This window comes from Nostoc sp. (genome assembly GCF_036917375.1).
GTDB lineage: Bacteria > Cyanobacteriota > Cyanobacteriia > Cyanobacteriales > Nostocaceae > Nostoc.
In genome coordinates, this window is the sequence record NZ_JBALDN010000094.1 from 149,633 (window position 1) to 173,232 (window position 23,600).

Sequence of the window (23,600 nt, forward strand, 5' to 3'; positions counted from 1 at the left end):
TAACAAATCAGCCGACAATCAAACCATCCTGAACTCGAATAATCCGTTGGGTTTGAGCAGCGATATCAGGTTCATGAGTGACAATCACAATTGTGATCCCTTGGTTATTAAGTTCAGTTAGTAAATTCATCACCTCATGGGAAGTTTCAGTATCTAAAGCTCCTGTTGGCTCATCTGCTAAAACTAATGCAGGTCGGTTGACCAAAGCACGAGCGATCGCTACCCGTTGTTGTTGTCCCCCAGAGAGTTGACTGGGACGGTTAGCGATGCGTCCTCCTAATCCCACCTTTTCTAAGGCTTCTAATGCCCTTTCCCGGCGTTTTGGCTTGGGTAAATTGGCGTAAACCATTGGCAACATGACGTTTTCCAATGCTGTCGCCCGCGCCAATAGGTTAAATTGTTGGAAAACAAAACCGATCCTTTGGTTACGAATATAGGCTAATTCATCATCATCAAAAGTCGTCAGGTTTCTGCCTTCAAAAATATAATCTCCAGTTGTCGGACGATCCAGACATCCCAAAATATTCATGAGTGTAGATTTACCCGAACCTGACGCACCCATGATTGAGACATATTCCCCTTCCTCAATAGAGAGTTCAATTCCCTTGAGTATGGGAACACTAACTTCTCCCAAGTGGTAAGTTTTAGTAATAGATTCCATCCAAATCATTGTTGGCATAAGTGAGTGCTGAGTGGTGAGTGCTGAGTAGTAAGTGGTAGTGATGAATAATGAGTAATGAGTGATAAGAGTTCATTTAGTGGTGGTGACTGAATTTTTTTGATGTTTTTGTTTACTAACTGAGACCCGAAGACCGCCAATAATTTTGCCCACTTCTTCTGCTTGATTTAAAAGTTGGTTGAATTTGATTTGATCGAGGTAGCCAACATCTAGAGCTACATAAAGTTGAGAACGCAATTCTGCACAAGATGACTTCGCTATCGAAAGAAACTGAAAAAATTCTCCTAAATAACTTCTTTCAAAACCCTCAGCAATGTTAGACATGATAGATACTGCTGCCCTTTGTATTTGTCCTGATAGTCCAAAGTCTCTAGCAAATGCACCCTGCTGAGTAACCTGATAAATATCTTTAGTAAGGATTCTTGCTTTTTGCCAAGCAATCAAATCTTCAAAACGCTCAACTTTACTCATTCTACTAAATACTCAAATTTAAAAATTGACACTCAACACTCAGCACTCAGCACTCTTAGTCACTACGTAAAGCATTGATTGGATCTAATTTAGATGCGTTCCGTGCTGGAATTACCCCAGCCACTAAGCCAACGCTCAATGAGAGTGCAAAGCCAGCAACGATCGACAATAAAGAAATTACAAAGGGAAATTTGAAAGTGTTTGCAGCTATAAAGGCTAATAAAACACCAGTGACCATGCCAATACCTCCGCCGACAATGGAAATCACGATCGCTTCGGCTAAAAATTGATTGAGAATGGCTGAATTAGTTGCTCCTACGGCTTTGCGAATCCCGATTTCTCGCGTCCGCTCGACCACAGAAACTAGCATAATGTTAGCAATACCAATGCCACCAACTACCAGAGAAATTCCAGCGATCGCTACCACCATGACTGTAAATAAACCCACAATACTAGTGAAGGTACTAACAATATCAGCTTGATTAGTCAGCCGAAAATCATCAGCTTGTGGCGGATAAATATTATGACGCAGCCGTAAGAGATTGGTGACTTGAAACTGAGCGGCTTCTAACTGCTCCTGATTAGCGCCTTTGACTAAAATTCCACTTACAGAAACGCCCACCAGAGCATTGTTCCCAACTAATCTCTTCGACATACTAGTTAGAGGAATAAAAATCTGGTCATCTCGATCCATCGGCCCCTGAGCGCCTTTAGGTTCCATCACCCCAATCACTTCATAAGCCTCTCCTTGAATCCGAATTCTCTCACCGATCGGATTTACACCCTGTGCAAAAAGTGTTTTTTGAACTGTTGGGCCAAGAATGGCAAGCTGTGCGGCAATATCTAGTTCTTCTTGGGTAAAATATCTCCCTTGTTGGGGGTGAGTATTTCTGACTTCTGGGTAGTTCAAATCAGTGCCATAAATGGTTGTTGAGGTGTTCTGTCCTGCATAGACAACTTGAGCAGTCCGTTGGAGATAAGCAGAAACCAACTGTGCTGATGGCGCTTGTGTAGCGATCGCCTTCGCATCTTCCCAAGTCAAGGTACTGCTAGAACCTACTCCTTGACGGACATTTCCGCTTCTTGCCGCACCAGCTAAGATTTGGATCACATCTGTACCCAATGCTTGTATCTGTTGCTCAACCCCTTTTTGTACTCCCTGACCGACAGAAGTAATGGCAATAACTGAAGAAATCCCAATAATCACGCCCAACATAGTTAGACCTGTGCGTAATTTGTTACTCCACAGAGTCTCTGCCGCCATTGTCAATATTTCCAGCAATGGTACTGTGCGGGTATTCTTCGCTTTATAAAAGCCCTTAAATATCTTAAACATAATGTTCTATTTAAAGAAGAATGCAGAATTCAGAATTCAGAATCCAGAAGCAATTAGTGGAGGAATTAAACCCACATATTTACCCGCCAGTCAAACTTGAATTCATACTGAATTCTGACTTTTTACTCCTGAATTCTTTATTGTTAAAACTAATTTTAAGGGGAACCACCGCCTTGAGAACGACCACCACCGCTAGAACTGCCGCCGGAACGACTTCCCCCGCCACCACCTCCGGCTCCTCCACCTCCACCTAGACCAGGGAAAACTCCTCCTCTTGGTGTTGATTGCGGACGCGATCCTGGTGGGAAACTGAGCAATACCCTTTCGTCTCCTGTCAATCCAGACTTAACTTCGGTAAAGTTATTCGCAGTAACGCCAGTCTCAATGCGAGTGAACACAGGTTTGTTATTTTTTCCTTGCACAAACACGCCTGTGGCATTTTCTTGGCGTACCACTGAGGCTGTTGGCACTACTAAAACATTTTGAACTTGACCGACTTGAAAATCTACTTCTGCATTCATCCCAGATCGCAGTAGTCTTTGAGGGTCTGAAAGTGATACTCTCACTTCAAAACTGGTGACGTTTTGCTCTACTATTGCTTGGGCAGCAATTTGGCTTACTTTACCTTCAAAGGTTTTTCCTGGGTAGGCATCTGCTTTAATCGAGACTTTTTGACCAAGGCTGATTTTGGAAATATTTGTTTCCGCTAGATTGGCGACAACTTCATTTGTGGAAGCTAGAGACAAGATTGAAGAAGAAGAAGAAGAAGCTACTTCACTACTGGCAGTTGTGGGTGTCACGAAAGCACCGGGATCGGCATATTTCTTTGTCACCACACCATCAAAGGGTGCGCGAATAATCGTGTCATTGATTTCGGCTTGGATGTTTTGCAGCGAACCACGAGCCGATGTTACTTGGGCACGAGCGGCATTAATATCTTCTTGACGCGTTCCGGCTTTCAGGAGTGCCAAAGCTTGCTGTCTCTGCTTCACTACAGCTCGTGCTTGCTCAACGTCTTCTGGACGCGATCCGGCTTTTTGCAGAGCCAGTGCTTGCTGTGCTTCATTTACATTAGCTTGGGCGCTATCGCGATTGGAGCGGTTTTGGTTAAGAGTCTGAAGGGAAATACCGCCTGCATTGTAAAGTTGCTGATTGCGAGCAAAATCATCTTCTGCTTGGCGCAGAGCGGCTTGAGCGCTTTGCAAGCGTGCCTGTGCTTGGGCAATATCTTGAGAGCGATTACCTGCGATCGCTTTTTGCAGATTCGCTTCGGCTTCGTCTAATGCTCCCTGTGATTGGGCAATATCTTGAGGGCGATTACCTGCGATCGCTTTTTGCAAATTCGCCTCGGCTTGTGCCAATTGTCCTTGTGCAGAGGTAAGTTGCCCTCGGAGGTTGGAATCATCCATGTAAGCGACAATCTGTCCTTGTTTGACGATATCTCCTTCTTTCGCCAGCAGGCTTTTCAAGATGCCGGAATTTTTCGGGCTGAGGTTGATTGACCGCTCAGGCTTCACCGTTCCGTTTGCTGAAACTGTGATTGTTAAACTCTGCCTTTGTACAGGTCTTGTCAGCACCCGGCGGCTGGCTTGTTGACGGGGAGCAACCGTTACTTGGTAATAAACGGCATAGCCAATTCCACCCAAAAGGCAAAGAGCAATTACCCAAGAGAGCCAATTACGTCTGCCCTTTTTTTTCTTTACCTCTGGAACTAAAACTGATGATGAGGAATCTACGGTATTTGGTGTATCAATTTTCATATCCATTTTGTCTATAAGGAACGGCTACCGAGCTACTTATTCACGGCTAAAACTATAGCCTGGTAGCCTAATACTGACAATGATTTTGAGTTTTTAGTGTTTTAAAGGTTTATTTGCAGTACTAATCCACTAGGAAGTCTGAAGTAATCATCACGCACTCTCACTAATCTCCCAGCAGGAACAATTTCCTGATTGGGAAGCAGAATATCTCCGTTAGGAAGTCTGAAGTAACCTCGATCGCGCAGTCTAACTATGGATCTAGCAGGAATAATTTGCCCATTAGGATATCTGATATCACCATTACCAAGTCTGACTACTCTGTTATAGGATTGGTTGTCACGGTTCCAATTATCCCGATCTCTAGGGTTTCTGACTTCTACAGGATAGGATCTGCTGTCGCGGTTCCAATTATCCCTGTCTCTAGAGTTTCTGATTTCCCTAGAATTGGATCTGCCGTCACGATCCCAATTATCCCTGTCTCTAGCATTGGATCTGCCGTCGCGGTTCCAATCTCGATCGCGATCGCCACCAACGTAGACTTTCGTCTGGGCACTTGCAGGCGCAGTCAAGAGAGTAGGAACAATTATCAAGGCAGCAGCAGCTAATACTATCGATATACGATTTGGTTTCAACATGAAATTGACTCCTTATTTGTATTAAAGTTCTAGTTTGCTGAGGTATGGATTAAGCAATCTTAGACAGTTGCTTTTTTGCATATCAAAGTGTTTAATATTCACCTCATCGTATAAATTCATACATAATAATTATCATTCAAAATATCTAAACTGATGTATGACCAAAGTCACTAGTAATTCCAGACTGATGTATGACCAAAGTCATCAATTGTTTAATGGGTATGGGCCAAACAGGGCATGGGGAAGAGACAAGGTAGATGAAGAAGACAGGGGAGAAAAGGGAGAGACTTGTTCAATAATTCCTCCTTGTCCCCCTTGTCCCCTTGTCTCCCTCATCTCCCCAAGATTGGTAAGATTTTGCTACCGTCAAGAGCGCAGATCGTTTAAGCTAGCTGAAAGATTCTTTGATTAGTGGCTTAAAGGCGGTAATGTGCCTAAACATGTTCGTTTGATTTCTCTTTTAATGGTCTGTAGTTTATGGAGTATGCCAAAAGCCGCTAACGCGCAGGCATTAATACCCCATACACTGCAACTAGATGCGACAAAGTTAGAAAAACAGGGGTTGAGCTTGGCACAAGAGGCGGCTCAACTAGCTCAGTTTCAACAGGTTGACTTAGCTTTGCCACGAGCGCGGCTGGCTAGTCAACTGGCTCCTGGGAATGATAAAGTGTGGTTGCTGTTAGGTGGATTGCAGTTGCAATCCAAAGAGTATGATGGGGCGATCGCTAGTCTGAAAAAAGCACAATCTCTCAACCCTAAAAATGGTGATATTCTGTTTGCTTTGGGTTCAGCGAATTTCCAGCAGAAAAATTACCAAGCTGCTGTTGTCAATTATCAAGATGGTTTGAAATTAAAACCCAACGATCCAGAGGGGTTATTTGATTTGGGTAATGCTTACTATTTGCTGGGGAAATTGCCAGATGCGATCGCCCAGTACGATAAAGCCGTCTCCCAAGATAAAAAATTCTGGCCCGCGCTCAACAATATTGGCTTAATCAACTACGAACAGGGTAATATCCCCGAAGCGATTAAGCGATGGCAATCTGCTGTAACCCTTGAGAAACAAGCCGCAGAACCTTTATTGGCCTTAGCCGTGGCACTGTACACTAAAGGCGATCGCCAACAAGGACTAACCTTGGGAGAAGCTGCACTCCGTATCGATTCGCGCTATGCTAATTTGAATTTCCTCAAAGAAAATCTCTGGGGCGATCGTCTACTGTCTGATACGAAAAAATTCCTAGAATTACCCCGTATTCAAACAGCCATACAGCAACGAGAAAATTCATCATCAGCGCCTACGCCTAGAAAACAGCCGACTCAATAGATAGTGCTGAGTAAAGAGTGCTGAGTGCTGAGTAAAGAGTACTGAGTGAGGAATTATGAATTTACAAGTTCAAATATTTAACTGTTAATTCCAAACTTCTAACTCCAAACTCCAAACTCTTTACTCAGCACTCACTACTCAGCACTCCTCCTTACCACTTGCCTAATAGTACCTTTTCGTAGTACATCTATACTAGATAAATACAGGAACTAATCGCCCAAAAACATTTGCGGGCGAGTATTCCTGAAATAAGTCTTTAATTCTCAGTGTTAGTCTGTGGGTAGAAGTGCGATGATTTGGTCAACGAACTGTTGATGGTCAACAACTGGCTTAGAAATGTAGCCATCAGCACCGCTTTGCTTGAGAAAGTTCTCGCGATCGCCTTCCATAGCATGTGCTGTCACCAGAATCACAGGTAAGTTTGCTGTTTTTGGATCGGATTTTAACATTTGTGTAATCTTAATTCCATCAACCGACTTGCCTTGGTAAACACTTCTGGAGAGAGAAACATCCATCAAAATTAGGTCGGCTTCTCCTGATTGGGCAATTTTGATGACTTCTTCCACATTTTCAGTGTGTTTTACACCCAAGCCACCACGCTTGGACAAAATTTTGGAAAAAACACGAGCATTAATTAGATCGTCTTCGACAATTAAAACAGTTTTCATGAGAATTTTAGTTATAGAGGTGAGGAGATTCAAGAATTCCAGAATACAAAATTAAAGATTTGCAATCATGGTAAGTATTATGGCTACTAAGTTTATGTAGATTATACTCGTGTGCATCCTTTTTAATAGTCAATGTGGATCTTCGTCATCAAGGATGATACTACTGCTTTTTCTTCTGTGACTATCAAAATTTTGTTATGAATCTCATTTCATCCGTTATGCTGTGGTTGCCGCAGTGTTGAGTTCCATCGGCTTTTGTGTAGTTAAATTTCAGGGAAAAAACTCATGGCAAAACAGTTAAACCTTCTCTCAACGGGACAGGTAATTCCAACAGCCCTGCACACCGAGATGCAACGGTCTTATCTAGAATATGCCATGAGCGTGATTGTCGGGCGAGCGCTACCAGACGTGCGTGATGGCTTAAAACCAGTGCATCGGCGCATTTTGTATGCAATGCACGAACTCGGTTTGATCCCAGATAGACCTTATCGGAAATGTGCCCGTGTAGTGGGTGATGTGTTGGGTAAATACCATCCCCACGGCGACCAATCAGTTTACGATGCTTTAGTCAGGCTGGTACAGGATTTTTCTAGTCGCTATCCTTTACTAGCAGGACACGGTAACTTTGGCAGCGTCGATAATGACCCGCCAGCAGCGATGCGCTACACAGAAACGCGCCTCGCACCCATCAGTCATGAGGGAATGCTGACAGAAATTGGTGAAGAAACTGTGGAATTTGTCGGGAACTTCGATAATTCCCAGCAAGAACCAACAGTATTACCTGCTCAGTTGCCGTTTCTGTTACTCAATGGCTGTTCTGGTATTGCCGTGGGAATGGCGACAAATGTCCCACCCCATAATTTGGGGGAAGTTGTCGATGGGTTAATTGCTTTAATCGACAACCCAGATTTGCCAGATGAAAAATTATTTGAGCTAATTCCAGGGCCAGATTTTCCCACTGGTGGGGAAATAGTTGGTGAAGCGGGAATTCGGGAAGCATATACCACTGGTAAAGGTGGAATTCTGCTGCGGGGAGTCGCAACTCTAGAGGAAATTCCAGCCGCGAGGGGAAGCAAGCGACGGACGGCAATTATCATTACAGAATTGCCTTATCAAGTTAATAAAGCTGCCTGGATTGAGAAGGTAGCGGACTTAGTAAATCAAGGACGCTTGCAAGGAATTTCCGATCTTCGGGATGAAAGCGATCGCGAAGGGATGCGGGTGGTAATTGAACTCAAACGCGATACCAATCCTCAAGAAGTTCTCCAGAATTTATATCACCAAACTGCTTTACAAATGACTTTTGGGGCGATTCTGCTGGCAATAGTGGATGGACAACCCCGCCAGTTAAGTTTGCGTCAACTGTTGCAGGAGTTTTTGAGATTCCGAGAAGAGACGCTGAACCGTCGCTACAATTACGAGTTGGGTAAGGCCCAAAGTCGCGTACATTTGGTAGAAGGTTTGCTGAAAGCGCTGTCTAATTTGGATGAGGTAATTCAAATTTTGCGCCAAGCTCCCGATGGTAGTACGGCAAAAATTAACCTTTGTAGCCGACTCGACTTGAGTGAGGTACAAGGAGATGCAATTCTTGCTATGCCGTTGCGTCGCCTCACTAGTTTAGAACAGCAAAATTTGCAGCAGGAATTTGAGCAGATCAGCGAACAAATTAGTTTATTAGAGCAATTACTCAACGATCGCCGCGAATTATTGAAGGCGCTGAAAAAAGATTTGCGATCGCTCAAGCGCAAGTACAACGATCCCCGGCGGACGAAAATTGCAGAGGAGCAGAAGTCTAAGGTAGAGGAGCAGAGGGGCAGAGGAGCAGAGGGGCAGAGGAGCAGAGGGGCAGAGGAGCAGGAACTTAAATCTTCTGAACCAGTAGAGGAAGCAATTTTAGAATTTACTCAACGGGGTTATGTCCGCCGCACCCAGCCATCTGGGAGAAAGTCAAAAGGTGAAAATGGTCTACACGATAATGACTTCATTATCCAAACTGTTTTAACTGACACAGGGAAAGACTTGCTAATACTAACTGGTGGTGGCAAAGTGTATCCGGTGAATGTGGGAGAAATTCCGCCAACGACTGGGCGTTCTCCACGCGGAAAACCTTTGATTACAATGCTCAGTAGTACTGCTCAAGGCGCTCAAGAAGCTGTAGTTAGCCGCTTTTTGCTGCCGGAAAATCTCGAAACTAGGCAGATGATTCTTCTAACAAAACAGGGAAGAATTAAGCGTCTGTCTCTGGAAGAATTTACTAACCTGACTCGGCGCGGAATCACGATTTTGAAGCTCAAAGACGATGATGAATTGTCATTTACCCAGTTCACCAAACCAGGGGATCATCTGATTTTAGCTAGTTCCGGTGGGCGACTGTTGCGCTTTGCAGTTAATGATGAACAATTGCCGGTCATGGGACGTACAGCAATGGGTTTACAAGCATTTCGACTATTGAGAAATCAGCAAATGGTTGGCTGTGTCACTGTCGGTAAAGATGACCAACTGTTGCTAGTTACTCAAGAAGGATATGCCAAGCGAATGGCTGCGAGTCAGTTAAGAGCGGCTAATCGCGGTGATTTAGGCACGCAAGCGCTGAAATTTGCTAGCAAAACTGATAACTTAGCTGGTATGGTCATGGCGATGCCAACTCTTGGAGACGCTACGCGAACGGCGGGCTACGCTAACGCATCTGGCGAGATAGCTTTAGTAACGAATAAGGAGCGGGTCGTGCGGATACCTGTGGAAACAGTGCCGCTTTTAGGTAGAGATGTCAAAGGTGAAAGCATCCTCCAACTCAACCGCGATGAAAAAATCATCACCGTGGCGGAAGTGCGATCGTAAATTAGGGTGATGTTCAACTTGCGACAAGCGAACTTGCAGGATTTAGAGGCGCTAATCCAACTAGCGTCTCGAACTCCTGCGGGAGGTTGGCGAAATTAAATGTGATTCTGACACTGCAAACCTAGCAAAAGCAACTCGAAAATATCTTGGCGAAAAAATGCCGTCGGGTGAGTTTTTAGCTTGGGTAGCTGAAGTGGATTGTCAAATTATTGCCACTAGCGGCTTGGTATTTTTTCAACGACCCCCTTACAACGGCAATCTCTCAGGCTTAGAAGCTTACCTTATGAACGTTTATACAATTCCGATGTGGCGAGGACAGGGAATTGCAACAGCATTATTAAAGGAAATTATCAGCTTTGTGAGAGCAATTTGAAAAATGATTGCGACAGATGGAAAACTGAAACACTTATCCAATAGATGTTTCACAATCCAAAATCTAAAATCTAAAATCCAAAATAGTATGAGGCAAAACGCCTCTGGCTTCACGCCACTGAGGATGGTAAACATATCTACGAAAAGCTTGGTTTTATCTTGACTGCAAAAGAAATGGAAATTGTCTGGTACTAACTTAAATTATCAATAATTTTTCTATTTTAAAAGGCAAAATATATTTAAAATCAAGCAATTTAACTAAAATAGTTGATAATTATTTTCAATAAACTTATATGTTTATAAAACTAAAAATCTATACAACATTTCTTCTACGTCAGTAAATCTCACTGAAGGCTGATGTTTTAATACGTATAAATAGCTATTTCTATTTATGTCAAGGTCTGGAAATAAAAGTATAGAAAATGTTGCCTTTATGAAAATATTTGTTATATTAGTTTACATAAGGCAATAAACCTTAAAAATTAAATTTGGAGTTCTAACTATGACAAATGCAACCACAACAAAAGTCACTACTCCCGTAATTGAAGATCGCAACGCTTGGCGTTGGGGCTTTACTCCCCAAGCAGAAATTTGGAACGGTCGCTTGGCAATGATTGGCTTTTTAGCTGCCGTTTTGGTTGAGCTTTTTTCTGGTCAAGGCTTTCTACATTTTTGGGGCATCCTATAAGTTTTAATATCCAAGATGACTTATAAATAAAAAAACCTGGAGTGCTAATTCACTACCAGGTTTTTATTTTTTTGTCATTTGTTAGTTGTCATTAGTAATTTGTTTATTCACTAATGACCAATGACTAATGACTAATTGACTACCGAATATATTCTTTGAGAACGCTGTTACGATTTGGGTGGCGTAACTTGCGGAGTGCCTTCGCCTCAATTTGACGAATCCGTTCGCGGGTGACGTTGAAAATCTGGCCGATTTCCTCAAGGGTTTTCATCCGACCATCATCCAAGCCGTAACGCAATCTAAGAACATCGCGTTCGCGGGGGCTGAGACTGTCGAGGACTTTTTCAAGGTCTTCGCGCAGAAGATTTTTGGAAACTTGGTCTTCTGGTGTCTCACCATCGGATTCAATAAAATCGCCCAATCGAGAATCTTCTTCTTTACCAATTGGCGTTTCTAATGAAATTGGTAACTGGGCAGATTTCGCAATGAACCGCAACTTCTCAATGGTCATTTCCATGCGAGTGGCGATTTCTTCTTCAGTGGGTTTGCGACCCATTTCTTGAGATAGTAACTTGGTAGTTTTCTTAATTCGAGAAATGGTTTCGTAAAGGTGAACTGGAAGACGAATTGTGCGAGATTGATCTGCGATCGCGCGGGTAATTGCTTGACGAATCCACCATGTAGCGTATGTAGAAAACTTATAACCTTTTTCGTGGTCAAACTTTTCAGCGGCACGAATCAAACCGAGACTGCCTTCCTGAATTAAGTCCTGGAACGACAAACCACGATTCATGTATTTCTTAGCAATTGAAACTACAAGACGGAGGTTAGATTGCACCATCTTGTCTTTCGCCCGACGACCAACATGGAGGCGATAACGAAAGGCTGGTAGTGGCAGTTGTACTGCTTCTGCCCATTCGCTATCTCGAGGATCGCGATCTAATTGCTCGCAGAGTCTTTCGCGTACTCTCTCTAATTCCAGCAAATCGGCGATTTTCCGCGCCAATTCAATTTCTTCGTCTGCCCGCAACAGACGAATTCTACCAATTTCTTGCAAGTAAAGCCGAATTGAATCTTCGGTATAGTGCTTTTTCTTGCTTTGTGTCCGACGACGCGATTTAGCGGCTTTTCCAGACTTTGCGTCGTCCTCATCAGACTGAGGCTCTAAAAATTCCTCGTCACCTTCATCTACGATCAGCAAGTCCTCTTCATCGTCTATTAAGAGTTCTTCTAACTCGAGCTCAGGCTGATTCATTATTTCTAGGTCAGGCTGATATATGCTTTCGAGTACGTTGTTAGCCTGGTTCATGCCGCGTTCCTCATGCTCCTTGCAGAATCAATTACTCAAGATGTGTTTACTGCTCTTTTAAACGAGCCAATTGACAACCGAAAATAAGCTTTTTGGCAGATTTGCCAGAGATATTTTCGGAGGTTTTAGACCTCCGGTAGGAGGGTTTTTACTTTAGTTTAAGCAACTACTAAAGGTGATTTGCTCACTTTAGTAAATGTTATATGTGTTGCTATCACATATTGCTTTCAACTAACTGGTCAAAAGAAAGACTCGCCATTATCAAAAAATTTGCCACTCTATACAAATGAGTTCATACTGTTGGCAGATTTTTGTATAAAGACTCTTCCGATTGTAGCCTGTTTCACAGAAATTGCACTCTTTTTGTGTATTAATCATGAATTCATTAAGCAACTTTTAGCTACTTTCACCAAAAAGACATTGAAAACGGGATTTATACCCTGAAATTTTTTCTCTACTTTTCGGAATTGCAGTGACGCTCTTATTACATTACGAAGTAAGTACGCTTGCTCCTGCCGAATTTCATGTATTTTACACAACATTAATTACTGAGAAAGAGTGCATTATATGTTAACTCAGACTATCGTCTTAACCTACCCATTTTTACATTTCCTTCATAAATTAAGCATCCCTTAGACTAAAACGGGTATTGTCCTTGGGTAAATACAACAACAACGGTGGTGCTTGCCTGAAAGCAGTTAACCTTCTGCGTACTAACTACCTTAACTGAGGAGTTGAGGCGGTGGCAGAATCGACCCGATCGCAGATCAATTTAGGTTTACTAATTTGGTCTTATTCACACGTTAGCGCACTGTGGTGATTTCAGCCCTATGAAACTTGACAAACTTTTTTTATTGTATACAAGGATATTTTAATCAATTAAAAAACAATTTGTCCTGCGAACTTGCCAATCTCGTCTTATCTTAGGCAAAAGTACATTAGATACATATAAGACGATCGCGATCGCCACAGCACTACATGAAGATATTAACAAGTTTTCAGCCTTATGGTGTGTACTTTCAACAGCTATTACCTCGAACACAGAGAACCTAGCAGATTACCTGATGATTTAGTTACAAAGATTTTTTGCGTAAATCAGTTGTAAATTTAAATACTTTTATTTCGGTAATTTTCTGTCATCTGATGATGAGAAATCCTCAAAATACTTATTAATTGCTGTTGGATAGATGATATTTAGTTATTTTCTTAAAGCATAACAAATGTGTTTCTAGCTGGTGGTTCAAATTAATCAGCGAGTCAGAGCAAAAAGTATTATCTGGACTAACTTTCCAATAAAGTTGGTAGTTTTGCTAACAATCGAGTATTGATTGTTTCGACAATATTGACAATTGGTAAATTATATGGTTTTGCAAGCAGAAAAATTGAAGTATTTGTAACTTTTGTAGTGTAAATTGATCGCTTGTATGACAAGTCAACTTAATTTTTTTAATTGATTAGTAGAGATTAATTCAAAATCACAGTGGCTTTCAAAGTTGAAAACTGGAGACTATGAACTTTGCAAAACTAGCGTGGTGTTGGGGTGGTGTTTAGACTTGCAGGAAAATTAGGTGGCACAAGTACCTGGTCAACTACATGAACAATGCCGTTGCTAGCTGGGATGTCTGGCTGAGTCACCTTAGCGTTGTTGACTGTGATTGAGTTGCTGGCGCCATCGACTGTGATTTTAACGGGACTACCCTCAACTGTTTTAACTTCTCCAGATGTCAATTGCTGGGAGGTAATTCCTCCAGGTATGACGTGGTAGGACAGAAGCTTGACTAATTGTTGTTTGTTTGCTGGTTGTAAGAGTTGGTCTAGAGTAGCTTTTGGTAAAGCCGAGAAAGCGGCGTCAGTAGGTGCAAATATTGTATAAGGGCCTGGTGTAGCCAATTGTTCAGTTAATCCGGCAGCTTGCACTGCTTGGATGAGAGTTTTAAACTGTCCTTGACTAGCTGCTGACTTTGCCAATTCTGCTAAATTTTGGGTGGCAATAGTGGGAGTAGAAGTTGGCGTGACCGGCGGGACAGTTGTTGAAGGGACAGTTGCTGTAGGAGTTTCTACAACAGGTTGAGCGCAGGCAGACAAAGCAACTAAGCTACCGATGCCAATAATATTGAACAATATTCCTACTATAGACTTCTTGCATAAGTCGGGAAAAGGGAAAGGGGGAAGGGGAAAAGGTTCTGTATTATCCTCTTCCCCTTTAACCTTTACCCTTTTCCCCTCTCTTGCAAAAAGCACTTTTGCAAGAGGTTTTATGCCTTTGCTCGCTTTCATAGCTTTGTGTAGAATCCAGTTAAATAAATAAGGAATTATTAACAATAGTTAATGAATTTGTGAATATAGTCACTCATCTAACGACATAATTTGTAGTGGTAAAAATATTAATACAATAAATTTATAAATTACATAGTTTGCCATCAGCCAAAAGAAATAGTTTTTACAAAAGTTTTGGATATAAAGTCTTTATTAAAATCTGTTGCAGGAATGTCAAGCAATATTTCAAAGTTAAAGATCCCCGATTTCTGTGGTAAATCGGGGATCTTAATTTTTTACGAATGATTTAGGACTGCTGAGATTAGATATCTAAATCGGTGAAGTTGAGTTTAGAACCATAGGTTTCGATAAATTCTCGTCTGGGTGCGACCCGATCGCCCATTAAAATTGTGAAGATGCGATCGGCTTCGGCAGCATCTTCAATTTCGACTTGCTTCATTTTACGAGTTTCTGGGTTCATGGTGGTGTCCCAGAGTTGTTGTGGCATCATTTCACCCAAACCTTTGAAGCGTTGGATGGTATAGTTGGCGTTAGCCGGGAATTTGGCGATCGCTTGATTTTTTTCGCGATCGCTATAGCAATACTCGTGATTACGTCCCCGTTCTACTTTATACAGTGGGGGACAAGCAATATAAATAAAGCCTTGTTCGATGAGCGATCGCTGATATCGATAGAAGAATGTTAACAACAAAGTCCGAATGTGCGCTCCATCTACGTCAGCGTCCGTCATGATGACTATCCGGTGATAACGTAGTTGGGTAGAATCAAATTCATCACCTTTGACACCTAAACCGAGTGCTGTAATTAACGCTTGAACTTCGTTGTTTTTATAAATTTTCGCGTCGTCGGTTTTTTCAATGTTGAGAATTTTACCACGTAGAGGCAAGATAGCTTGAGTACGGCGATCGCGTCCTTGTTTTGCACTCCCGCCTGCTGAGTCCCCTTCTACGATGAATATCTCAGATTCGCTAGGATCGCGAGAACTACAGTCTGCTAATTTACCAGGTAATGGCGAAGATTCTAGTACAGATTTGCGGCGAACTAATTCCCGCGCATGACGCGCTGCTTCAGCGGCTTTGAAAGCTTGGATAGCTTTATCTAAAATTGAATCTGCTATGGCAGGATGAAATTCTAAATACTCGGTGAGGACTTCTCCCACTAAAGAATCGACAATCCCGCGAACTTCGGTGTTACCGAGTTTGGTTTTGGTTTGTCCTTCAAATTCTGGATCGGGGACTTTAACGGAAATAACGGCTGTCAAACCTTCGCGGACGTGTTCGCCACTGAGGTTAGGTTCATTCTCTTTAATTTTATTGCGCTTGCGAGCGATCGCATTTAATGTCCGAGTCAGAACTGCCTTCAAGCCTTCTAAGTGCGTACCACCATCCACTGTCCGAATATTGTTGGCAAAACCTAGCACGTTATCCGTATAAGCATCAGTACACCACTGTAATGAAACTTCCACTTGTACGTTATTGCGTTCGCCCTGCACATAGATAATTTCTTCATGCAGTGGTTGCTTCTCGCGGTTCATGTACGCAATGTACTCTTTAATCCCACCCTTGTACTCGTAGGTTTCTACCTTGGCTGTATCGCTTTTTAGTAGTTCTAAACGGTGGTCAGTAAAAGTAATTTTGACACCTGCATTCAGATATGCTAATTCCCGTAGGCGACCTGATAAAGTGATGTAATCAAACTCAATGCTAGTTGTAAAGATTTGGGTATCTGGCTTAAAGGTGACAGAAGTTCCAGTTCTAGCTTCTTTATAAGGCTTGACTTGCAGTTCGCTAACTGGGACACCACGTTCATAGCGCTGAAGATGAACCTTTTTATCTCGCCAAACCGTAACTTCTACAACTTCAGATAGGGCATTAACAACAGAAATACCAACCCCGTGCAATCCTCCAGAAACTTTGTAACCACCACCGCCAAACTTACCACCGGCGTGCAGTACCGTCATTACAGTTTCCAAAGCCGATTTTCCGGTGCGCGAGTGAGTATCGACGGGAATACCGCGACCATCATCTGTTACAGTCACCGAACCATCAGCGTTGATATCCACTTCTATATGAGTGCAATGACCCGCCAAAGCCTCATCGATTGAATTGTCCACCACCTCGTAAACTAAATGGTGGAGTCCTCGCGGCCCAGTGGTACCGATGTACATTCCTGGTCTTTTGCGGACGGCTTCCAGACCTTCCAGAACTTGAATCTGATCGGCACTGTAACTGCTCGTCATGTAAACTCTCCTGATGCGTGGGGTTAAAATCGCCGAAAGGCAAATAAAAGTAAAAACACTCCAAAATTGTAACACAAAAGCCTTGCTGGCGTCTGTAGGGCATTTTCAAGAGAAGTTTATACTGGGGTTGCAGTACCGTGGAAGAGGGGCAGAGGAGCAGAGGGGCAGGGGAGCAGGGGGAGATGAGGGGTCAAGGGAGAATTATTGAACAATTTTATGCCTTATGCCCAATGTCCCATAACAAATGACTAATGACTAATGACTAATGACCAAATTAATTGTGATTTGTGGGGCGACGGCAACGGGGAAATCGGGTTTGGCTTTGGCTTTGGCGATGCGGTTGGGTTCTGTAATTCTTAGTGCTGATTCTCGTCAAGTTTACCGTGAATTTGATATTGGGACGGCGAAACCAACTGTAGCTGAACAAAAATTGGTGGCGCACTATCTAATAGATATCTGCGATCCAACAGACATGATGACAGTAGCAGACTACCAGGAACAAACACAAGCCTTAATTGCTTCTGTTGGTGTTACACCACCGTTGCTGGTTGGTGGCACTGGTTTATACATCCGTTCGATTGTTCAAGGGATGAAAATTCCGAGAGTTGCACCACAAACGGAATTGCGATCGCAGCTTGAATCTCTCGGACAACCACAACTCCACGCAATTTTACAACAAGTTGATCCAGTTGCAGCACAAAAGATTCATGGAAATGATTCAGTGCGAACTTTACGAGCATTAGAGGTATTTTACGTCACCGGATATCCAATTTCCGAACAGCAAGGGGAAAATCCACCCGATTATCCGATTCTGCAAATTGGTTTAGATTGCGATGTTGAAAAATTGGATGTTCGGATTAAACAGCGTACTGAGGAAATGATAGCAAATGGTTTGGTTGCTGAGGTGGAGAATCTTTGTCAAAAATATGGCGCTGATTTGTCTTTGTTGAATACTTTGGGCTATCAAGAAATTAAACAATATTTGGCTGGGGATATTTCCTTAGATGAAGCGAAAGAATTAACAATTTTGCATACACGACAATTTGCCAAGCGACAACGTACTTGGTTTCGAGCCTATCCACAAATTGAATGGTTTGATGCAGATGATCCTAATTTATTAGAGAAGGTTTGGCATCGGATAAATGAGTTTATAAGTTGCACAATTTCCTGAGAATTATAAACTCATGCAAAGACGCAAAAAACTTTGCGCCTTTACAGTGAGTGTTCTACAGATTGTCGGGATCTACGCCCATAGCCCGTAGCCTGTCTGCTAGTAATTGGGTACGTTGTTCTGCTTGTTCGGCACGTTGTCGTTCCTGTTCGGCGCGTTCATCTCCAGTCGATAAAACATTACCATCTTGGTAGCACCAGCGTAACCAAGTATCTTGTCTGTCTTCAAATTTCCCTTCCCACAAAGTTACACCTATATCAACTTGTTCTAACCAATTTTCGGAAGTTTCAAAGTAGCGCCTTCCTCTAAGTTCATAAACGCGTAATAGTTTTTCTCCTAATTGCTGGTTTTGGTCATATACGATGTAGTAACTAGCCCGCATATGTTCATAAATTTCCAGCTTTTTGCCAAGTTCATCACCTTCTTTATTAGAGACAATTTCTAGGATAACTTCTGGAGGTTTGCCAAAACGCCAAACCATATAACAACGATTTTGTTTTTCCCACCAATTTTGAGGTACTTGTACATCCAAGCTGAGAAAAACGTCAGGTACAATTGCGGGTTGAGCGTCTGCATGGTAAATACCGACATTAGCTGCTGCTAAAAAAGTCTGCTGCTGTAGAGTACTGTAAAGAGAGCCAATTAAAAGGCGTTTCTGTTTAGAAGTAGCAAAATTATCTAAAGTGTCATTTTCAGTGATTAACTGGTTGGCATCTGGCACATAGTAATCATCATTATTGATTAAAACTTCCTGAACCATGATTTTATCCAGTATTTGAGAGCGTTATTTCTAGGTTAGTTAATTGTAAGTGAGGCGGTGCAATTACAGATCATCTACTTGTATTCACAACATGGTTTTGATTAAATGCGTGTCAAAATATACTTTATATTTTATATTAAAACAGGCCAATTATCAGGTAAGGAAGCTTAATGACTAACAACTTAGAACCATTCCAGCTAGACAACAAGTGGGGCTACAAAGACCAGAAAAGACTGGAAGTTATAGAACCAAAATTTGATTATGCTCGTAACTTTTCCGAAGGGTTGGCAGCAGTCAAAATTAATGACAAGTGGGGTTATATCAATCAGACAGGGGGTGAGGTTATCTCATTCTGGTTTGATAAAGCAGATAGCTTTTCTGAAGGGCTAGCACGGGTCAAAGTTGGTTCAAAGTGGGGCTATATCGACAAGAACAAGAAGATGGTTATTGATCTCCAGTTTGATTGGGCTGGGGACTTTGCTGAAAGAGTAGCCCCTATCCAAGTTGGTGAGAAATCCGGCTACATTGATCATTCAGGGAAAATTGTCATTCCCTTGCAGTTTGACAGGGCTTATAGCTTTTTTGAGGGGCTAGCAGCAGTCAAAATTAATGACAAGTGGGGCTATATAGACAAGAAAGGGCGGGTAGTCACCGAACCCCATTTTGATGAAGCAGATAATTTTTCCGAAGGGATGGCGCGGATTAAACTTGGTTCCAAGTGGGGCTATATAGACAAGAAAGGGGAAGTGTTTATCCAGCCACAGTTTAATGAAGCTGACAGCTTTTACAATGGCATGGCAAGGGTTAAGGTTGATAACGATGAACGCTATATTGATACTATGGGAGATTTTATGTGGTAAGCCTATAAAAGAGTGATTTGATGATGCCATCGTTACCCATTGAAATCATCACTTATCCAAATCTTACCTTGATTTAAACCTAGTACCCGTTTCTGTGGTGGTTGTTGGGATTGAGCATATTTTTGTGCTAAAAATTCAACAAAATCTAACACCTGTTGTTGCTGTTCGGGTGCTAGGGTTTGCAGCTTTGCAATTAATTTTGAGGTGGAATCTAAAACTTGGTAAGGCATTTCACCCTCTGCTGTTAAATGGCTGACTCTATGTTACTGTAACCCTACAATTTACAAAATATCTGAATCCTACATCATTCAACGCATTCGTTAAGAGACATCGCACCTTCCGTACTCAAATTATGCGATCGCTTTTACTTACCTTTGACTGCTATTCTTGCAACAATAGTAATTACAGCTATACTAACCAGCCTGCAACATCTACCTTGAAGTTTAAAAACTATGCTTACCCAAGATAAAAAACAACGCAACTGGAAACCCATTCTCAAAGCATTCGAGGCTGTCCTTGGCAAAAATGGTGTGGTGCAACGCCGCGAAGAACTCATTACCTATGAATGTGATGGTTTAACTGGTTATCGCCAACGTCCGGCTGTGGTAGTTTTACCCAGAACTACAGAACAAGTTGCCCAAGTTGTGAAGATATGCAATCAATATTCTATACCCTTCATCGCACGCGGCTCTGGTACTGGTCTATCTGGTGGCGCTTTACCAGTAGAAGATTCTGTTCTAATTGTCACTTCATTAATGCGGCAAATCCTCAACATTGATTTAGAAAATCAACGGACAGTTGTACAACCAGGGGTAATTAATAGTTGGGTAACACAAGCTGTTAGTGGTGCTGGATTTTACTACGCTCCTGACCCTTCCAGTCAAATTATCTGCTCTATTGGGGGTAACATTGCCGAAAATTCTGGTGGCGTACATTGTCTTAAATACGGTGTTACTACTAACCACGTTTTAGGATTAAAAATTGTCACGCCGGAAGGGGAAATTATCGATTTAGGTGGACAAATCCCAGAAATGCCTGGTTATGATTTAACAGGTGTTTTTGTTGGTTCAGAAGGCACTTTAGGAATTGCCACAGAAATTACTTTGCGAATTCTCAAAAGTGCAGAATCAATTTGTGTGCTATTGGCAGATTTTACTAGCATTGAAGCTGCGGGAGCAACTGTTTCTGACATTATCAGCGCCGGGATTATTCCTGGTGGTATGGAAATGATGGATAACTTCAGTATCAATGCAGTTGAAGATGTTGTCGCAACTAATTGTTATCCCCGCGATGCTACTGCTATTTTACTAATAGAAATTGACGGTTTAGAAGTGGAAGTCGCAGGGAATAAGCAGCGAGTTACCGAAATTTGTAAAAAGAATGGTGCGCGGAATGTCACTTCTGCTACTGACCCAGAAACTCGTTTGAAATTATGGAAAGGACGCAAAGCTGCTTTTGCTGCGGCTGGACATTTAAGCCCAGATTATTATGTGCAAGATGGTGTAATTCCCCGGACTCAGTTGCCTTATGTTTTACATGAAATTGAGGCATTAAGTGAACAATATGGTTATCGTGTCGCTAATGTATTTCATGCTGGCGATGGCAATCTTCATCCGCTAATTCTTTATGATAATTCTGTGCATGGAGCATTAGAGCAAGTAGAAGAAATGGGTGGAAAAATTCTTAAACTTTGTGTCCAAGTTGGTGGTAGTATTTCTGGTGAACATGGCATTGGTGCAGAGAAAAGGTGCTATATGCCACAGATGTTTAGCCAGGTTGATTTAGAAACTATGCAATGGGTGCGGCAAGTTTTTAATCCTAAAGGGTTAGCAAATCCTGAAAAGATATTCCCTACACCACGGACTTGTGGTGAAGCAGCAAATGCATCGGCACTCAAACAATTTGAAGGTGTGGAAAGATTTTAAGAAGAAAGAATTCAGAAGTCAGAATTCAGGAGTCAGGAGTTAAGAATTACAAGTTAGGAGTAAGAGTTAGAGTTTTAAGTCCTAATTTATTAGGTTTTGATATCGTTAGGTATATTCATAACCAGAACTGGCTCCGTATTATTTCAACTATTCTGACTCCTGAGTTCTGAATTCTGAGTTCTTAATCATCATTTCTTTACATCATCCGGAGGATTACAACTTTATTTTGTAGTTATATATATTCCGATCGCACTAGGTCACGCTTACAAATGAATCGGGTTGCTCGCCGTTGTGTTGCTTACTTGCTGTGTTTGGGATTAGTAGTCACTTTAACAGTTTTTTTACCCTCTTCACTGCCAGTTTATTCCCAAAAAACCAGCCCTTTAACTACAGAAATTCGCGGCGTTTGGCTTACTAATGTTGCTAGTGGTGTACTATTTGTTCCTTGGGGTATTAATCGTGCCATAAATCAATTATCGACTCTTAACTTTAATACGATTTATCCTGTAGTTTGGAACCGAGGACATACTTTTTATAAGAGTACTGTAGCCAAAATCACTACAGGTTCAGAAACTCAACCTTTGCTTAACTTCATGCACGGGGGACAAGATGTCTTAGCAAAAATAGTAACACTTGCCAAAAATAAAGATTTGAGAGTCATTCCCTGGTTTGAATACGGATTCATGACGCCGCATTATTCACAATTAGCAAGGCGTTATCCTGACTGGCTGACAATTGGGCAAGAAGGTATAAATTCTATTCAAGATGCCCCACCAGAAGAAATCGACAATCTTTTAATCACTAAACAAGCTTGGTTGAATCCCTTACATCCACAAGTACAAGAGTTTATCCAAGGGTTAATTTTAGAAGTAGTCAGGGATTACGATGTGGATGGTATTCAGCTTGACGACCATTTTGGGATGCCTGTACAGTTCGGTTACGATCGCTTCACTATAGAACTCTACCAGCAAGAACATCAAGGCAAAAGTCCCCCTAATGACCCTTTTAACCCAGAATGGATGCGGTGGCGGGCAGATAAAATTACTGATTTTATGGCAGAAATCTATCAAGCTGTGAAGGCAGTTAAGCCCAAACTCAAAATATCTCTGTCTCCCAACTATCAAGCTTTTGCCTATAAATACTATTTGCAAGATTGGGAAAATTGGGTAAAAAAAGGTTTAGTTAATGAGTTAATTTTGCAGGTGTATCGAAATGACAAAAAGTCTTTTATCGCTCAACTAGAACTTCCATCGATAAAATTGGCTCAAAGTCTAATTCCTGTAGGTATTGGGATATCAACAGGAACGGTAGGTAATCCGGTGAAAATGGCACAAGTTAGAGAACAGGTTCAAGTAGTGCGCGATCGCAATTTTGATGGTATCTCCTTTTTCTACTGGGAGAGTCTGTGGGGTTACATCGTACCAGAATCACCCCAACAGCGACGCAAAGGTTTTTTTGAGATGTTTAATGCAAAAACTGTCAGACTATTACAAACAAAGAAACTTTGATGCCATTCGCGCCTAATAATACTAGATTTGGCTTTACATTGCTGTGGACTTTAGCTACTTTTGGCGGATTTTTATTGAGTTTACTCTTAATTGAAGTCGGCGAAAAGCCAGATGTTGGAGTGGTAGAGGCTGCTATCGGCGGATTTGCGATCGCACTTCCTCAAGGTTGTCTTCTCAAACAACCTATATTTTGCATCAGGTGGATTTTGTCAAGTCTGTTGGGTTGGAGTATTATCACTGCGATCGGTATTGGTGCGGTGGGTTGGATTGTACCTAGCACTCAGATTCTTCCCCTGAGAATTTTGTCTGGGGCGGTTTATGGTGCCCTTGGCGGCTTGGGGATCGGATTGGCACAATGGTTAGCAATTCCTCAGCCTGTAGCGTGGCGATGGATATTTGTCTCTGCGGCAAGTTGGGCTGTTGCTGTCCCCGTTGGTTCTGCTGTGGGGATCATCTGGCGCTACTTAAGCCAGTTATTTTTAGGTGAAGTCATCGGCTTAGGCATCACTTGGCTACTAGTTGGTATCCTCACAGGAATCAATGCTCACAAATTGCGATTGTAAGTTGCCACAGACGCGATTAATCGCATTTCTCCTCTTATTAAGAATTATAAATTTAATTGATGTATACTGAAGTTTGCACTTAGATATATGCAAAAATTTTGAAAAACTGTTAAAAAATTTCAGTAAATTTGCCCTAACCTGCAAATGTATTTTCACCTTCAAAAAGCAGGATTTTGTTAAGCTGACTCCTATTAGCTTTCCTAGATTTCTGACAAGA

At 42.0% G+C, this 23,600-nt stretch carries 20 protein-coding genes; 9 read left to right on the forward strand and 11 right to left on the reverse strand.

The annotated features are described in order from the left end of the window. Positions 1-7: 7 nt before the first annotated feature. From V7K45_RS25175 to V7K45_RS25195, 5 genes are all read right to left on the reverse strand, one after another. A complete protein-coding gene (locus V7K45_RS25175; protein ID WP_335007672.1) occupies positions 8-679 on the reverse strand; it encodes an ABC transporter ATP-binding protein in 672 nt (223 codons plus the stop codon). 72 nt (positions 680-751) lie between these two features. Then, positions 752-1,150 carry a four helix bundle protein gene (locus V7K45_RS25180; protein ID WP_335007673.1) on the reverse strand — a complete coding sequence of 133 codons (399 nt, stop codon included), beginning with the start codon at positions 1,148-1,150 and terminating at the stop codon, positions 752-754. A gap of 55 nt (positions 1,151-1,205) precedes the next feature. Next, positions 1,206-2,486, reverse strand: coding sequence for an ABC transporter permease (locus V7K45_RS25185; RefSeq protein ID WP_442942044.1), 1,281 nt, complete (start codon positions 2,484-2,486; stop codon positions 1,206-1,208). Between the two features lie 155 nt (positions 2,487-2,641). Next, the gene (locus V7K45_RS25190; RefSeq protein ID WP_335007674.1) at positions 2,642-4,246 is read right to left on the reverse strand and encodes an efflux RND transporter periplasmic adaptor subunit; all 1,605 of its coding nucleotides are present in this window, start codon (positions 4,244-4,246) and stop codon (positions 2,642-2,644) included. Positions 4,247-4,347: 101 nt separating this feature from the next. Then, positions 4,348-4,881 (reverse strand): hypothetical protein, encoded by a 534-nt coding sequence (locus V7K45_RS25195; protein ID WP_335007675.1) that lies wholly within the window; start codon positions 4,879-4,881, stop codon positions 4,348-4,350. Positions 4,882-5,311: 430 nt separating this feature from the next. Between V7K45_RS25195 and V7K45_RS25200 the strand changes: the two genes are divergently transcribed. Continuing rightward, on the forward strand, positions 5,312-6,205 hold the full coding sequence (locus V7K45_RS25200) for a tetratricopeptide repeat protein (protein ID WP_335007676.1): 894 nt from the start codon (positions 5,312-5,314) through the stop codon (positions 6,203-6,205). A 269-nt stretch (positions 6,206-6,474) separates the two neighbouring features. Here the strand turns inward: V7K45_RS25200 and V7K45_RS25205 are convergent, their stop codons facing one another. Continuing rightward, on the reverse strand, positions 6,475-6,873 hold the full coding sequence (locus V7K45_RS25205) for a response regulator (protein ID WP_069073372.1): 399 nt from the start codon (positions 6,871-6,873) through the stop codon (positions 6,475-6,477). A 285-nt stretch (positions 6,874-7,158) separates the two neighbouring features. Between V7K45_RS25205 and gyrA the strand changes: the two genes are divergently transcribed. The 3 genes from gyrA (at position 7,159) to V7K45_RS25220 (ending at position 10,771) form a co-directional block, all read left to right on the forward strand. Further along, on the forward strand, positions 7,159-9,711 hold the full coding sequence (gene gyrA / locus V7K45_RS25210) for a DNA gyrase subunit A (protein ID WP_335007677.1): 2,553 nt from the start codon (positions 7,159-7,161) through the stop codon (positions 9,709-9,711). A gap of 157 nt (positions 9,712-9,868) precedes the next feature. Continuing rightward, on the forward strand, positions 9,869-10,084 hold the full coding sequence (locus V7K45_RS25215; protein ID WP_335007678.1) for a GNAT family N-acetyltransferase: 216 nt from the start codon (positions 9,869-9,871) through the stop codon (positions 10,082-10,084). Between the two features lie 501 nt (positions 10,085-10,585). Then, a complete protein-coding gene (locus V7K45_RS25220; protein WP_109009401.1) occupies positions 10,586-10,771 on the forward strand; it encodes a chlorophyll a/b-binding protein in 186 nt (61 codons plus the stop codon). Positions 10,772-10,910: 139 nt separating this feature from the next. Here V7K45_RS25220 and rpoD read toward each other — a convergent pair whose 3' ends face one another. From rpoD to gyrB, 3 genes are all read right to left on the reverse strand, one after another. Next, the gene (gene rpoD, locus V7K45_RS25225; RefSeq protein ID WP_104904896.1) at positions 10,911-12,080 is read right to left on the reverse strand and encodes an RNA polymerase sigma factor RpoD; all 1,170 of its coding nucleotides are present in this window, start codon (positions 12,078-12,080) and stop codon (positions 10,911-10,913) included. A gap of 1,524 nt (positions 12,081-13,604) precedes the next feature. Then, on the reverse strand, positions 13,605-14,204 hold the full coding sequence (locus V7K45_RS25230; RefSeq protein WP_335007750.1) for a fasciclin domain-containing protein: 600 nt from the start codon (positions 14,202-14,204) through the stop codon (positions 13,605-13,607). Between the two features lie 454 nt (positions 14,205-14,658). Beyond that, positions 14,659-16,596, reverse strand: coding sequence for a DNA topoisomerase (ATP-hydrolyzing) subunit B (gene gyrB / locus V7K45_RS25235; RefSeq protein ID WP_335007679.1), 1,938 nt, complete (start codon positions 16,594-16,596; stop codon positions 14,659-14,661). Between the two features lie 265 nt (positions 16,597-16,861). On the opposite strand from gyrB, the gene miaA reads away from it, so the two are divergent. Next, positions 16,862-17,767, forward strand: a complete 906-nt coding sequence (gene miaA / locus V7K45_RS25240; protein ID WP_335007680.1) for a tRNA (adenosine(37)-N6)-dimethylallyltransferase MiaA — start codon at positions 16,862-16,864, stop codon at positions 17,765-17,767. 55 nt (positions 17,768-17,822) lie between these two features. Here the strand turns inward: miaA and V7K45_RS25245 are convergent, their stop codons facing one another. Then, positions 17,823-18,527 carry a Uma2 family endonuclease gene (locus V7K45_RS25245; protein WP_335007681.1) on the reverse strand — a complete coding sequence of 235 codons (705 nt, stop codon included), beginning with the start codon at positions 18,525-18,527 and terminating at the stop codon, positions 17,823-17,825. A 170-nt stretch (positions 18,528-18,697) separates the two neighbouring features. Here V7K45_RS25245 and V7K45_RS25250 point away from each other — a divergent pair, with 170 nt between their 5' ends. After that, positions 18,698-19,387 carry a WG repeat-containing protein gene (locus V7K45_RS25250; RefSeq protein ID WP_335007682.1) on the forward strand — a complete coding sequence of 230 codons (690 nt, stop codon included), beginning with the start codon at positions 18,698-18,700 and terminating at the stop codon, positions 19,385-19,387. Positions 19,388-19,419: 32 nt separating this feature from the next. Here V7K45_RS25250 and V7K45_RS25255 read toward each other — a convergent pair whose 3' ends face one another. Next, on the reverse strand, positions 19,420-19,617 hold the full coding sequence (locus V7K45_RS25255) for a DUF2281 domain-containing protein (RefSeq protein ID WP_335007683.1): 198 nt from the start codon (positions 19,615-19,617) through the stop codon (positions 19,420-19,422). Positions 19,618-19,839: 222 nt separating this feature from the next. Here V7K45_RS25255 and glcD point away from each other — a divergent pair, with 222 nt between their 5' ends. From glcD to V7K45_RS25270, 3 genes are all read left to right on the forward strand, one after another. After that, the gene (gene glcD / locus V7K45_RS25260; protein WP_335007684.1) at positions 19,840-21,312 is read left to right on the forward strand and encodes a glycolate oxidase subunit GlcD; all 1,473 of its coding nucleotides are present in this window, start codon (positions 19,840-19,842) and stop codon (positions 21,310-21,312) included. Between the two features lie 269 nt (positions 21,313-21,581). Beyond that, on the forward strand, positions 21,582-22,820 hold the full coding sequence (locus tag V7K45_RS25265; RefSeq protein WP_335007685.1) for a glycoside hydrolase family 10 protein: 1,239 nt from the start codon (positions 21,582-21,584) through the stop codon (positions 22,818-22,820). Continuing rightward, positions 22,820-23,383, forward strand: a complete 564-nt coding sequence (locus V7K45_RS25270) for a hypothetical protein (protein ID WP_335007686.1) — start codon at positions 22,820-22,822, stop codon at positions 23,381-23,383. The genes V7K45_RS25265 and V7K45_RS25270 overlap by 1 nt, the downstream gene beginning before the upstream one ends. The last annotated feature ends 217 nt before the right edge of the window (positions 23,384-23,600 follow it).

Excerpts from the sequence above, each read along its gene's own strand:
- V7K45_RS25270 (WP_335007686.1), top strand. The coding sequence starts at position 22,820 with ATGCCATTCGCGCCTAATAATACTAGATTTGGCTTTACATTGCTGTGG.
- V7K45_RS25185 (WP_442942044.1), bottom strand. The coding sequence starts at position 2,486 with ATGTTTAAGATATTTAAGGGCTTTTATAAAGCGAAGAATACCCGCACA.
- V7K45_RS25265 (WP_335007685.1), top strand. The coding sequence starts at position 21,582 with ATGAATCGGGTTGCTCGCCGTTGTGTTGCTTACTTGCTGTGTTTGGGA.
- V7K45_RS25255 (WP_335007683.1), bottom strand. The coding sequence starts at position 19,617 with ATGCCTTACCAAGTTTTAGATTCCACCTCAAAATTAATTGCAAAGCTG.
- V7K45_RS25195 (WP_335007675.1), bottom strand. The coding sequence starts at position 4,881 with ATGTTGAAACCAAATCGTATATCGATAGTATTAGCTGCTGCTGCCTTG.
- V7K45_RS25220 (WP_109009401.1), top strand. The coding sequence starts at position 10,586 with ATGACAAATGCAACCACAACAAAAGTCACTACTCCCGTAATTGAAGAT.
- V7K45_RS25245 (WP_335007681.1), bottom strand. The coding sequence starts at position 18,527 with ATGGTTCAGGAAGTTTTAATCAATAATGATGATTACTATGTGCCAGAT.
- V7K45_RS25175 (WP_335007672.1), bottom strand. The coding sequence starts at position 679 with ATGCCAACAATGATTTGGATGGAATCTATTACTAAAACTTACCACTTG.
- glcD (WP_335007684.1), top strand. The coding sequence starts at position 19,840 with ATGCTTACCCAAGATAAAAAACAACGCAACTGGAAACCCATTCTCAAA.
- V7K45_RS25205 (WP_069073372.1), bottom strand. The coding sequence starts at position 6,873 with ATGAAAACTGTTTTAATTGTCGAAGACGATCTAATTAATGCTCGTGTT.
- V7K45_RS25250 (WP_335007682.1), top strand. The coding sequence starts at position 18,698 with ATGACTAACAACTTAGAACCATTCCAGCTAGACAACAAGTGGGGCTAC.
- miaA (WP_335007680.1), top strand. The coding sequence starts at position 16,862 with ATGACCAAATTAATTGTGATTTGTGGGGCGACGGCAACGGGGAAATCG.
- gyrB (WP_335007679.1), bottom strand. The coding sequence starts at position 16,596 with ATGACGAGCAGTTACAGTGCCGATCAGATTCAAGTTCTGGAAGGTCTG.
- gyrA (WP_335007677.1), top strand. The coding sequence starts at position 7,159 with ATGGCAAAACAGTTAAACCTTCTCTCAACGGGACAGGTAATTCCAACA.
- rpoD (WP_104904896.1), bottom strand. The coding sequence starts at position 12,080 with ATGAACCAGGCTAACAACGTACTCGAAAGCATATATCAGCCTGACCTA.
- V7K45_RS25190 (WP_335007674.1), bottom strand. The coding sequence starts at position 4,246 with ATGAAAATTGATACACCAAATACCGTAGATTCCTCATCATCAGTTTTA.
- V7K45_RS25215 (WP_335007678.1), top strand. The coding sequence starts at position 9,869 with ATGCCGTCGGGTGAGTTTTTAGCTTGGGTAGCTGAAGTGGATTGTCAA.
- V7K45_RS25180 (WP_335007673.1), bottom strand. The coding sequence starts at position 1,150 with ATGAGTAAAGTTGAGCGTTTTGAAGATTTGATTGCTTGGCAAAAAGCA.